The sequence below is a fragment of the Catenuloplanes niger genome, assembly GCF_031458255.1.
Taxonomy (GTDB): domain Bacteria; phylum Actinomycetota; class Actinomycetes; order Mycobacteriales; family Micromonosporaceae; genus Catenuloplanes; species Catenuloplanes niger.
The window spans coordinates 9,305,746-9,317,662 of record NZ_JAVDYC010000001.1; the positions used below are offsets into that span (position 1 = coordinate 9,305,746).

The window sequence follows — 11,917 nt, forward strand, 5'->3', positions numbered from 1 at the left end:
AGCGTCTGTGACACCCTCTAGTTGCGTGGCCCAAGACTATTAGGCCCTACGGTACGAATATCCTGCCGGCGCAGGATCCCATGTTCGTGCCACCGTGCAACCGGCAGCATGGGCGGTGGCAGCGAGCTGGTGGGGGAGGACCCTTGCACGAAACAGAGTCAGGCACGCACGTGATGCTGCCACCGGAGGGCCGGGACACGGCCACGGGGACGTCCGAGGTGCTGTCCGGCGCACAGCGCGCGCTGGCCGAACCGGGCCTCGTGGTGCTCACCGGCGGCCCCGGCGCGGGACGGACCCGGCTGCTCACCCAGCTCGGCGACGCGTTCTCCGGGCCGGTGTTCACCGGTGGCGGTCTCGCCACGCTGCGCGACGTGCCCGCGTTCGCGCTGACCAGGGCCGTGCGGGTGCGGCTGCCCGGCCAGGACGCGCCGCTGCTGGCCGAGGCCGTGCGGGCCCGGGTCCGTGGCGGTCTGCTCGTCCTCGACGACCTGCAGTGGGCCGACCCGCTCACGCTGGCCGCGCTGCCACTGATCGCGGCGCACACCCGGGTCGTGGTCGCGCTGCGCACCCCGCACCGGTTGCCCGGTGCGACGCTCGCCGCGCTCCGCGACGCGGCCGCGGCCTGGCTGCCCCTTCCGCCGCTGACCGGCGCGGAGGCGGCGGCGCTGGTCGGCCAGGTGGCGCCCGGGCTCGCCCCGGACGCGGTCGCGGCCGTGGTCCGCCAGGCCGGCGGCTCACCGCTGGCCTGCCAGGCGCTCGCCCGGCACGCGCAGCAGACCGGCACGGTCGACGACACCGTCGACCTGCGGTACGCGATCGCGGGTGCGCTCGCCGACCTGACCCGCCCGGCCCGGACCGCGATGGCCGCGCTCGGCCTGCTCGGCCGGCCCGCACCGGCCCGGCTGCTCGGCTCCGGCGCGGCCGAACTCGCCGACAACGGCCTGATCGTGTCGCTGCCGTCGAGCATCCCGGCCGGTGACCCGGTCGAGTCGATCACCGGAACTCTTTCTGTCGTATCCGCGACAACAGCGCCGACCCGGGCCGACCTCGGCATGGTCGCGGCCGTCTCGCCGTACGTGGCCGAGGTCGCCGCCGGCATGCTCGACGCGGACGCCCGCACCGGCCTGCACCGGCGCCTCGCCCGGCTGGTCCCGCCGCGCGAAGCCGTCCGGCACCTGGCCGCGGCCGGTGACACCGGCGAGGCGTACCGGCTGGCGGTCTCCGCGTCCCGGACCACGAGCCGGGCCGGGGAACGCGCCGAGCTGCTGCTGCTCGCCTGCCGGCTGCCCGGCACGCTGCCGGAGCCGGGCGTGCGCGTCGCCGCGGCCCGCGCCGCGCTCGCCGCCGGCCAGCCCGCCGCGGCCGCGTCCGTCCTCGCCCCGCTGGAACACACGGTCGCGTCCGACGCCACCGTGGTCGAGGCCATGGTGCTGCGCGCCGAGGCGCTGCTGCAGGCCGGTGACCTCGACGGTGCCCGGCACAGCGCGGCCGCGGTCCCGGCCGGGCTCGCCCCGGAACTGCTCGCCGCCCGCGACCGGGTGCTGCTGCTGACCGACCTCGCCGACGATCCCGCGCTCGCGGTCGGCACGGCCGCGTCCGTGATCGCCCGGCACGGCGAGACCCCGGCGCACACCGGCCTGCGGGCCGCGCTCGCCGCGGTCGCCGCGGCCCGCCGCGCGTACGGCTGGGAGAACGCGCTCGCCACCGCGACCGCGGCGGCCGGCGACGCCGGGGACGCGCTCACCGCCCGCTGGTCCGCGTGGGTGCTGGTCGAGACGCTCGCGGCGGACGGCCGGCTGCCGGAGGCCGCGCACCTCGCCCAGGTCGCGGCGCAGGCCTGCCAGGCCGACCTCGCGTACAGCTGGCAGACCCGGTTCGTCGCGGCCGGCCTGTGGGCGTCCGCGCTGCGCGGGCACGCGGTCACCGCGGTCCCGGCGCAGCCGCAGTCCCGGGTCGAGCCGGCCATCCCGGCGTTCGGCGCCGGCCTGCCGTCGCCCGGCGTGCCGCCGCGTGGCGTCGCGACCGTCCAGGCGACCGCGTCCGTGCCGGCCGTCGTCGAACCGGTCCTCGCCGACCTGGTCGTGCACCGGGCCGGGGACCTGATGGACCGGTCGCTGCCCGCGCTCGCCCGCGGCTACGCCGCCGCCGCGGCCGGACTGGTCGAGGCGGACGCCGGGCTGCTCGGCGCGGCCCGGGCCCGGCTGGACGCGGCACCGCGCACGCCGGTCGCCGGCTGGGTCGCCGCCGAGGTCGCCTGGCTCGACGGGCAGCCGGACCGGGCCGCGTCCTGGGACCCGGACACCGACCGGATCCCGCTGCTGTCCGGCCTGCACCGGATCACCGCGCGCTGGGCCGCCCGGGACGGCGCACCGATCGACGTGGCCGGCCTCGAGTCCGCCGCCGGCGGGCCGACCGCGATCCACCAGACGCTGTCCGCGTTCGCCGCGTCGCCGTCCGCGGCACCGTCCGCGTTCGCCGCGTCCGCCGCCGCCTGGTCCAGCGTCGTACTCCGCGAACAGGTCCGCTGCCTGCTCGCGCAGGGCCTGCACGAGGACGAGTCGGACCTGGCCGTCCGCGCGCTGCTCAACGCCGAGGACCTCGCCGAACGCGCCGGGCTGGTGGTGCTGCGCGGCCGCGCCCAGCGGGCACTGCGCCAGCACTCGGTGCGCCGCGACATCCGCGGCCCGCGCGCCGGCGACGACCTCACCGCCCGGGAGCAGCAGGTGATGCGGCTGGTCGCGGCCGGTGACCCGACCCGCCGGATCGCCGGGCAGCTCGGCGTGTCCGCGGAGACGGTCGAGACGCACATCCGTTCCGCGATGCGCAAACTCGGCGCCCGGACCAGAACCGAAGCGGCGGTACGCGTCCGAGAGGCGCTGATGTCGTGACGTCTCCGGAGACGCCCCGGTACGTGCTGCCGAGCGCCACCGACGCCACGGTGGTGCTGCGCCGGCTGGCCCGCGACGGCTGGACCACCCGGGAGGGCTTCGCGCTGCCCGAGGCCGGCTGGGACGTCACCGCAGACAACCTCGTGCTGTTCGGCCGCGTCCCCGACCTGGACACCGTCCAGCTCGTGGTGCTCGCGGCCGCCCGGGGCGCCGGCGTCATCGCGATCGCGGACGCCGGCGGCGACGTCGGCCGCGCGCTGATCGGCGACCTGACCCGCCTCGGCCCGGTCCGCCGCGACACCGACGCGCCGGCCGCCGCACCGGAGACCGGCACGGTCGAGCAGCTCGCCCCGGAGCAGCGCGCGCTGCTCGACCGGCTGGCCAACGGCGAGACCATCGCGGCGGCCGCCGCGGCCGAGTTCATGTCGCTGCGCACCGCGAACCGGCGGATCGCCGAGGCCCGCAAGCTCCTCGGCGTCCGCAGCACCCGCGAGGCCGTGATGGCCTACCTGGAGAGCCGGGACTGACCTACACCCCGGCCCCGGCCGGCGGCCGGAGCCGGGCCCGGCGGGCCTGCCACAGCACCGCGGCGGCGTAGACCGTCACCATCACCATGTCCACCGCCGCGAGCAGCGCACCCGCGTCCGTGGCCGTCTCGTCGACGGCCAGCGCACCGGCCGCGGCCGCGACCAGCAGCGCCGCCACGTTGCCCACCGCGTGCAGCACGATCGCGGCCTCCAGCCCACCGGTGCGGATCGTCAGCACCGAGGTCACCACCCCGAAGAAGACCAGGTCGGCCATGCCCCACGGCGTGCCGTAGCCGTGCAGCAGCCCGAACGCGACCGACGACACCGCGATCCCGGGCCACGGCGACCGCGTCCACGAGCCGAACGCCTGGAGCAGCCAGCCACGGAACAGGTACTCCTCGCCGGCCGCCTGGAACGGCGTCAGCAGCACGACGACCACGGCGCCGAGCGCGAACCGCGGCCAGCCCACCCAGGTGAACGCCTCCGCCCCGGACGCGGGCAGCAGCAACAACACCCCGTACATCAACCCCACCGCGGGTACGGCCAGCAGCACGCACCGGCCCAGCCAGCGCCACCGCAGCCGGCCCGCCACCGACGACACCGTGCCGGCCGGCCGACGCTGCACCCAGCGCGCCGCCAGCAGCACCACCGGGATCACCAGGCCCAGCCCGGCCAGGCCCACGGCGAGCTCGGCCTCGTCGCCGAGCGTCGGCCAGCCGAACTCGTCCCGCGGCGCACCCAGGCCCAGCCCGACGAACCCGGCCACGACGTACGGCCCGAGCGCGGCCACCAGCGCCCCGACGGCCACCAGCAGCGTGCCGGCCAGCGGCCGCCACCAGCGGTGCCGTGCGGTGCGCGCGAGCCGGTGGTAGGGAACCTGTGCGGCGGCCGTCTCCGGCGCGTCAAGCGTCGTCGTCATGCCGTCCAGCATTCCGGCGCGCCGGCCCGGTCTCATCGGCCGTGGACACGAACCCTGTCTCTATCCTCGGGTAGAGAAGCCCATACGATGTGCGGCGATGAGCCCGACGCGCACCGACTGGCTGCTGCCGCTGGCCCTCGGCGCGGTGCAGCTCGGCGTGTGGCCCGGCCCCGCGCTGTTCGGCCGGCCGCCCGCGGTGATCGCGCTGGTGCTCGCCACGACCGCGGTCGTCGTCGCCGCGCTCGGTTTCCGGCGCGTCCGGCCGGTCGGCACCGCGGTCGTCACCCACGCCGCGGTCGCGGTCGTGCAGGTGGGCGCGGACCCGCTCGGCGCGGACGGCGCCTCGCTCGCCGACGTGCTCACCGTGGCGCCGCTGATCGCGCTGTTCTCCGTCGCGGCCTGGACCGGCACGCGGACCACCCTGACCGTCACCGTGACGCTCACCGCCGCGACGATGGCCGCGAACGCGGCCACGCCCGCCTACTACGCCGGGGAGAGCGGTGCCGGGCTGGTCCTGCTCGTCCTCGCGGACGCGCTGGTCGCGGCGCTCGTCGCGCTGTTCGGGCACCGGCGGCGGGTGTGGCGGCGCGGCCGGGAGACCGCCCGGCGGCGTCTCGCCGAGGCCGAGACCGCCCGCGCCGAGGCCGCGCGCGCGGAACGGCACCGGCTCGCCCGGGAACTGCACGACGTCAGCGCCCACCACCTGACCGCGATCGTGGTCACCGTGACCGCGGCCCGCCGGCTCGCGGAGAAACGGCCGGAGCTCGGCGCGGAGGCGCTGACGTTCGCGGCGCAGGCGGCCCGCCGCACCCTGGACACGCTCGTCGACCTCGTCGCGGTGATGCGGTCCGCGGACGCGGCCGGTGACCTCCCGGCCCGGCTGGCCGCGCTCGCGGCCGAGTTCCAGCGGCTCGGCCAGCCGGTCACGCTCGACCCCGGCACGCCCGGCGCGGTCCCGGCCGACGTCGCCGACGCGACCTTCGCGATCGTGCGCGAGGCCCTGACCAACACGCTGCGGTACGCCCCCGGCGGCGCGGTCCTGATCCGGGTCGCGGCACCCGCCGACACGGTCGAGGTGACCGTGGCGAACGCGGCGGCGACCCGCGCGTCCGACGCGGACGGCGTCGGCTCCGGCAGCGGCCTGGCCGGCGCCCGCGCCCGCGCCGCGCAGCTCGGTGGCACGCTCACCGCCGGCCCGGACCGCGACGGCTGGCGGGTCACGGCCCGGCTGCCGCTGACCGCGGAGACCGCACCGCCCCGGTGGCGGCGGGCCTGGCAGGGGCGGGCCGCGTCGGTGCGCGGGTATCTCACCGACGCGCTGGTCGCGGTCATGCTCGCGATGGGCAGCGTCGCGGTCCTGCTGATCGACCCGGCCCTGACCACCCGCGGTGACCACGGCACCGCGCTCGCGGCCGGCGCGGTCCTGATCCTGCACGCCGGGCTGCTGACCTGGGCGCACCGCGCGCCGTGGCGGACGCTCGGCGCGATCCTCGCCGTGCTGATCGGCTGGGCCGGGCTGGCCGCGGCCGGCGTGCTGCCGGCCGGCTCGCTGAGCGCGCTGATGCTCGCCGGGTTCGTCGAGGCCTACGCGATCTACGTGGTCGCCGCGCACGGCCGAGGCCGGGCCGCGTGGACGTGGCTCGTCGCGCCCGTCACCGGTGCCGTCGCCGGTCTCGCGATCGCGGCCGGCGCGATCACGGAGGTCGCCGCGACCGACCCCACCGACTACGACGGCACCGCCGAACGCGCCGTCATCACGGTCGCGATGGCCGCGTTCTTCGGCGGGCTGCTGACGGTGCCGCTGCTGGCGGCCTGGGTCGCCGGCGCGAGCTGGCGGCGCCGCCGCACCCGCCTGCGGGACCGCGAACGCGACGTCGTGCTCGCCGCGACCGTCTCCGCGGCCGGCGAGGCACTCGCGGAACGCTGGCGGATCGCGGCCGAACTCCGCACCACGGTCCTCGCCCGCGCCACCGACGTCCTCACCGCCGCCACCGCGACGCTGCCCGCCGGCCCGGCACCGGTCGCCGGGCCCGCCGGTGAGGCCGGCTCGGTGGGTGCCGGGGACCGGGCCGGCGGGCCGGACGACACCGCGGCGCGGCTGGACGCGGTGCTGACCGCGGCGCGGACGACGCTGGCCGCGATGCGGGAGCTGCTCGGCAGCCTGCGCGGCGGTGCGCGGGCCGGTGAGGCGGCGCCGGCGGCGGAGACCGCGCCGCAGCCGACCGCCGCGCAGATCGGCGCGCTCTGCGAGGCGCAGCGGGCGAACGGCCGCGCGGTGATGCTGCGGTATGCCACGCCGGTCCCCCCGCTGCCGCCGGGTGTGGACGTGTCCGCGTACCGGCTGGTGGAGGCGGCGCTGGCGCTGCCCGGGCCCGGACCGCTGGAGGTCGTCATCGGGGTGACCGGCGGGCTGCGGATCTTCCTGAACCGGATTCCGGTGCTGGCCGACCCGCGTGCCGCCGCCGGCCTGCGCGGCCGCGTCGACGCGGTCGGTGGCACGATGACGGTGCACCCGGCCGGCGAGACCGACATCCTGCTGCCGCTGGCCGCCCCGCCGCCGGTCACGTCGACCGGCGGGCGTCCGCCGGTGGTGGTCACGAGCGAGGAGGTGCGGCCATCGCCGTCCGAGTGATCGTGGTCGACGACCAGCCGATGCTGCTGGCCGGATTCGTCGCCATCATCGACGCCGAGGACGACCTGGAGGTCGTCGGTACCGCGGCCGACGGTGCCGCCGCGGTCGAGCTGGCCGCCGCGGTCCGCCCGGACGTGGTCGTCATGGACATCCGCATGCCCGGGATGGACGGCCTGGCCGCGACCCGGCTGGTCACCGCGGCCGACGATCCGCCGCGGGTGCTGGTGCTGACCACGTTCGACCTGGACGCGTACGTGTTCGAGGCGCTGCGCGCCGGCGCGTCCGGCTTCCTGCTCAAGGACGCCGACCCGGACGAGTTGCTGGCCGCGATCCGGGTCATCGCCGGCGGCGAGGCGCTGCTCGACCCGGCCGTCACCGGCCGGCTGATCGAGGCCTTCGCCACCGGCGTGACCCCGTCACCGGCCCCGGAGCGCCCGGAACTGGCCGTGCTCACGCCGCGCGAACGGGAGGTGCTGACGCTGATCGCCGAGGGCCTGTCCAACGCGGAGATCGCCGCCCGGCTCGGCGTCGGCGTCGGCACCGTGAAGACGCACGTGAACGCGCTCCTCACCAAGATCGGCGTTCGGGACCGGGTGCAGGCGACGATCCTCGCGTACGACGTGGGCCTGGTCCGGCCCCGTTCCTGACCGGTGACCGGCCGGCTACGGTTTGCGGGCCACCGCACCGTAGCCGTCGACCACGGGCGCGTCCGGGGACTCCGGGCGCCACCGGGAGATCGACACCAGGCCGGGTTCCAGCATCTCCAGCCCGTCGAAGCAGCGGGCGACCTGCTCCGGGCTGCGCAGCACGTACGGCACCGCGCCGGTGTCGTCGTAGCCCTGCTGGGCCTCGTCGAAGCCGGCGCTGGTGTTCGTGCTGTCCCACAGGATCAGGTAGCTGCCGGACGGGACGCCGGCCATCACCCGGGAGACGATCGAGACGACCTCGTCGTCGTCGGCGACGTGGCCGAGCACGCCCATGAACATGACCGCGACCGGCCGCTGGAGGTTCAGCACGTTCGCCGCGTCCGACAGGATCAGCTCCGGGTCGTGGAAGTCCGCGTCGATGTACGCGGTGACGCCCTCCGGCGTGGTGTTGGTCAGCAGCGCGCGGGCGTGCGCCAGCACCAGCGGGTCGTTGTCGACGTAGACGATCCGCGCGTCCGGTGCGACCCGCTGCGCGACCTCGTGCGTGTTCTCCATGGTCGGCAGGCCGGTGCCGATGTCCAGGAACTGGCGGATGCCGCCCTCGCCCGCGACGTGCTGGACCGCGCGCATCAGGAACTTCCGGGACGCCTTGGCCAGGTCGACGATGCCCGGGAACGCCTGCACGTACGCGTCGCCGGCCTCCCGGTCGACCGCGTAGTTGTCCTTGCCGCCCATCCAGTAGTTCCAGATCCGCGCCGAGTGCGGCACGTTCTCGTCGATCTTCGACGCGGGCAGGTCATCGCTCACCGGAAAACACCTCACAGTCCACAGGGGAATCTCGCCGTACACCGTAGCCGCTCCGCTTACGATGCGCCGATGCAGATTTCCCTGTGGGTGCCCTACGACGAGCGACGGCTGCGTCGCACGATCACGTTCCTCGCCCGGTCGCAGCTGAGGGCGGTCCGGATCATCGGCGCGGTGCCGGTCCCGCTCGGTGTGCTGCTGATCGTGCTGGATCCCACGCTGCCCCTCGCGTACGTCTCGGTGATCATCGGTTTGTTCCTGCTCTTCGCCGCGGGTCCGATCACGGTGGCCCGGTCGGTGCGCGCGCAGTCCCGGACGATCCGTGACGGCCAGCAGCTGACGCTGGACGACGAGTGGGTGACGGTGACCTACCCGCTCGCCGAGTCCCGGTTCCGGTGGGCCGGCCTGGACACGGTGATCGAGACCCCCGAGGTCTGGTACGCGATGTTCGGCAGGTTCCAGGCGATCGCGATCCCCAAGGCGGAGATGACCGACGGCCAGCGGGCGGAGTTCGCCGCGTTCGTCGCCCGCCTGTGGGCCGCACCGCCCGTCCCGGCCGCCTGACGAGCCGGTGCGCCGGATCCGGGAGCCGGCGCACCGGGTGGACGGTCAGACGAACGGCCAGCCGGCGGGCTGACCGACCGCGAGGCGGCCGGGGAGCGTCCACTGGGTGGTGGACAGGTTCGCGGCCTGAGCGGCGGCCATGCCGTCGCGGAAGACGCGGCCGAGCCGGTTGTCCCGGTAGAGCGGGTCGGAGCCGCCCAGCTCGTACATGGACACCAGCACGGCCCGGGACGTCTCGGTGACCAGGCACATCGCGCCGCGTACCGCCGCGCGTTGCTCGTCGCCGGTCGGCTGTCCGGCGATGACCGTGCGGTCCAGGTCGCGCTGGGCCGTCAGCAGCAGGCCGCGCGCGGCGGCGACCTGGGACAGCGCGCGGCCGACCGCGGACGTCAGGTGGTCCTTCTCGGCCAGCAGGACGCCGTCCATGCCGCGCTTGACGCGCGCGATCGCGATCACCTCGTCGATCGCGGCCTGCGCCATGCCGATCAGCACGGCCGCGCAGCCGGGCATCAGCAGGTTCACGGCGGGCAGCCGGTACGCCGGGCGGTCCACCCACGGCGCCGCGAACAGCGCCTGCGTCATGTGCGCCGGGACGAACACGTCCTCGGCGAGCACCGCGTTGCTGTCCGAGGCGCGCATGCCGACCGCGTCCCAGGTGTCGAGCACGGTCACGTCGGCCGCGGGCAGCACGCAGAAACGCAGGCCGACCTCGGGGTCCGCGCCGGCCAGCAGGAACCATTCGGCCAGGTGCGCGCCGCTGACGATCTTCCACCGGCCGGTGATCCGGTAGCCGCCGTCGGCCGGGGTCAGCGTGCCGGGCTGCCCGGAGTGGGCGATCAGCGGGTCCCGGCCGCCGCCCCAGATCCGGGCGACGCCCTCCTCGGGCAGCCAGCCGGTGCCGAAGCCGACGTTGAGGTTCCACAGCACCCAGGCGGTCGGCCCGTCGATGCGCGCGATCCGGGCGTAGACGTCGAGCGCGTCCGCGACGGTCGCCTCGTACCCGCCCATCGCGGCCGGGGTGAACAGCCGGAACGCGCCTCGGTCGCGCAGCTCCGCGACCAGTTCCGGCGCGATGCGGCCGTCGGCCTCGGCGGGGTCGCGGTACTTCTCGATCGCCGGGCGCAGCAGCTCGGGCAGTTCGCTGATGGACACGATCTCTTCCTTCCGTACGGGCCCCAGGTTCGGGCCCTCCACGGACGAGATGCGGCTCGCGACCGGGAACTGCGCTCCGGCGCGCGTGATCCAGGTCTCAGGCGCGCGCCGCCGCGCCGTAGGCGAGGCCCAGCCGGGCGACCCGCCCCTCGCGCAGGCTCAGCAGCCAGGCGAACCGGGGCGGGCAGTGATCCGGATCGGACGACGGGTTGATGAAGTCGCCCTCCCAGAGCATCACGTCGCGGCTGCCGGTCGCGTCGTGCAGCGTCGCGGTCACGCCGGCGCCCATCGTCCGGTCGATCATGGCGCGTGCCGCGGCCCGGTCGCCGCGCAGCCAGCCCCGGAAGACCACGGCCAGGTCCGGCCGGAACCAGTCCTCGATGATCCGGTGGTAGCCGCCGGCGTGGATCACCGCGAAGTGCTGCTCGGCCTCCTGGCGCATCGCCGCGGCGTCCGCGTCCGCGTCCCGGAACGCGTCACCGGCGGTCTCGCGCAGCGACCGGGCCAAGATCCGGCGGCCGTCGCGCAACCGGCTGCCGACCGTGTCCTCGCTGATGCCGCACAGGTGGGAGATCTGCGTGTAGGTCGACATGCCGGTGAAGTACCGCAGCAGCATCACCTCACGGATCGGGCCGGACAGGCGCGCGATCGCGTGCCACACCCAGTCGCGGGTGCCGGCGCGGTCCAGCAGCTCGTCCGGCCCGGCCGCCGCCGGCATCCACGGTTCCGGGTCCGCGACCGGCGCCGGGACCCGGGTCCGCAGCCGCATCCGGCAGGCGTTGCGGGTGATCGCGCGCAGCCACGCACCGGCCGCGTCCGGCACTCGCAGGCTCGCGATCTGCCGGAACGCGGTGATCATCGCGTCCTGGACGGCGTCGTCGGCCTCGTCGGTGTAGCCGAGCACCCCGATCGCGGTGATGCGCATCGACATCCGGTGCCGCTCGGCCAGCGCGGCGAACGCGGCCACGTCGCCGGCCTGCGCGGCTCGCGCCAGGTCTCCGTCCGTCTCCATCCGCGCCACTGTAATCCACGGCCCGGCCACCCCCGGCCGTGACGGAACCCGCGGGCCGCTCAGGATCGCAGCCGGGTCCAGGTCCCCTCGGAGATCACCTCGACCGTGCCGTCGACGACCGCGACGGCGGTCTGTTCGTCGATGGCGTAGGCCGGGTTGTCGATGGTGGCGGCCCATCGTTCCGCGTCGGCCATGGTGTTTCCCGGGAACGCGTCCAGGTGCGGGAAGATCGAGAAGTCGACCAGGCCGAGGGCCCGGTCGTCCGGTGCCGCCGGCCACTCGACGAAGTAGTCGCCGATCCGCGGGGTCATCACCATGCTGCCGGCGCTCACGCCCACCCAGACCGTGCCGGGCAGCGACGGCAGCAGCCCGGCCAGCCCGGATTGCCGCATCCAGTGGCACAGGTAGGTCGCGTCGCCGCCGTCGGCCAGGAGCACGTCGGCCCGCCGTACCCACGGCTCCCACCGGTCCCGGCCGACGGTCGGCAGCGCGGTCAGTTCCAGGACGCCGAGCGATGCCCAGCCGAGGCCGGACAGGTACCGCCAGTCCGCGGCCGGGTCGGCGGCCAGTAGCCCGCGTACCGATTCGGGGCCGCACATCGGGTGCCCCCACTGCGCGGTCGGGATGCACAGCGCCCGGCTCCGCTCGATCGGCTTGCCGAGGAGCCGGACGAGCGCCGCGCGGATGCTGGCGTTCGTCACCCCACCGGACGTGAGCAGCAACTTCACGGCGCCTCCGGTCACGCGTACGAATCCGTCAGACGGCAGTGTAG

At 75.9% G+C, this 11,917-nt stretch carries 10 protein-coding genes; 5 read left to right on the top strand and 5 right to left on the bottom strand.

The genetic code is table 11. The annotated features are described in order from the left end of the window. Positions 1-143: 143 nt before the first annotated feature. On the top strand, positions 144-2,888 hold the full coding sequence (locus tag J2S44_RS40880) for a LuxR C-terminal-related transcriptional regulator (RefSeq protein ID WP_310428700.1): 2,745 nt from the start codon (positions 144-146) through the stop codon (positions 2,886-2,888). After that, the gene (locus J2S44_RS40885) at positions 2,885-3,415 is read left to right on the top strand and encodes a LuxR family transcriptional regulator (RefSeq protein ID WP_310428702.1); all 531 of its coding nucleotides are present in this window, start codon (positions 2,885-2,887) and stop codon (positions 3,413-3,415) included. Before J2S44_RS40880 ends, J2S44_RS40885 begins: the two co-directional genes overlap by 4 nt. A 1-nt stretch (position 3,416) precedes the next feature. On the opposite strand, the gene J2S44_RS40890 is transcribed toward J2S44_RS40885, so the two are convergent. After that, entirely contained in the window at positions 3,417-4,334 is a 918-nt protein-coding gene (locus J2S44_RS40890; RefSeq protein ID WP_310428704.1) for a CPBP family intramembrane glutamic endopeptidase, read from the bottom strand. A 97-nt stretch (positions 4,335-4,431) separates the two neighbouring features. Between J2S44_RS40890 and J2S44_RS40895 the strand changes: the two genes are divergently transcribed. Continuing rightward, complete coding sequence (locus J2S44_RS40895; protein ID WP_310428706.1) at positions 4,432-6,966, top strand: sensor histidine kinase; 2,535 nt, start codon at positions 4,432-4,434, stop codon at positions 6,964-6,966. After that, a complete protein-coding gene (locus tag J2S44_RS40900; RefSeq protein ID WP_310430134.1) occupies positions 6,951-7,613 on the top strand; it encodes a response regulator in 663 nt (220 codons plus the stop codon). The genes J2S44_RS40895 and J2S44_RS40900 overlap by 16 nt, the downstream gene beginning before the upstream one ends. Positions 7,614-7,628: 15 nt before the next feature. On the opposite strand, the gene J2S44_RS40905 is transcribed toward J2S44_RS40900, so the two are convergent. After that, on the bottom strand, positions 7,629-8,420 hold the full coding sequence (locus J2S44_RS40905) for an SAM-dependent methyltransferase (protein ID WP_310428708.1): 792 nt from the start codon (positions 8,418-8,420) through the stop codon (positions 7,629-7,631). 69 nt (positions 8,421-8,489) lie between these two features. Here J2S44_RS40905 and J2S44_RS40910 point away from each other — a divergent pair, with 69 nt between their 5' ends. Then, positions 8,490-8,981, top strand: coding sequence for a YcxB family protein (locus tag J2S44_RS40910; protein ID WP_310428710.1), 492 nt, complete (start codon positions 8,490-8,492; stop codon positions 8,979-8,981). A gap of 45 nt (positions 8,982-9,026) precedes the next feature. On the opposite strand, the gene J2S44_RS40915 is transcribed toward J2S44_RS40910, so the two are convergent. The 3 genes from J2S44_RS40915 to J2S44_RS40925 all read right to left on the bottom strand — a co-directional run bounded on the left by J2S44_RS40915 (position 9,027) and on the right by J2S44_RS40925 (position 11,873). Then, the gene (locus J2S44_RS40915; RefSeq protein WP_310428712.1) at positions 9,027-10,133 is read right to left on the bottom strand and encodes an acyl-CoA dehydrogenase family protein; all 1,107 of its coding nucleotides are present in this window, start codon (positions 10,131-10,133) and stop codon (positions 9,027-9,029) included. Between the two features lie 97 nt (positions 10,134-10,230). Continuing rightward, complete coding sequence (locus tag J2S44_RS40920; RefSeq protein WP_310428714.1) at positions 10,231-11,145, bottom strand: RNA polymerase sigma factor; 915 nt, start codon at positions 11,143-11,145, stop codon at positions 10,231-10,233. 59 nt (positions 11,146-11,204) lie between these two features. After that, entirely contained in the window at positions 11,205-11,873 is a 669-nt protein-coding gene (locus J2S44_RS40925) for a Type 1 glutamine amidotransferase-like domain-containing protein (protein WP_310428716.1), read from the bottom strand. Positions 11,874-11,917 lie beyond the last annotated feature (44 nt).

What these genes read in the sequence shown, in the direction of transcription:
- J2S44_RS40910 (WP_310428710.1), top strand. Translation starts at nt 8,490, where the DNA reads ATGCAGATTTCCCTGTGGGTGCCCTACGACGAGCGACGGCTGCGTCGC.
- J2S44_RS40920 (WP_310428714.1), bottom strand. Translation starts at nt 11,145, where the DNA reads ATGGAGACGGACGGAGACCTGGCGCGAGCCGCGCAGGCCGGCGACGTG.
- J2S44_RS40895 (WP_310428706.1), top strand. Translation starts at nt 4,432, where the DNA reads ATGAGCCCGACGCGCACCGACTGGCTGCTGCCGCTGGCCCTCGGCGCG.
- J2S44_RS40890 (WP_310428704.1), bottom strand. Translation starts at nt 4,334, where the DNA reads ATGACGACGACGCTTGACGCGCCGGAGACGGCCGCCGCACAGGTTCCC.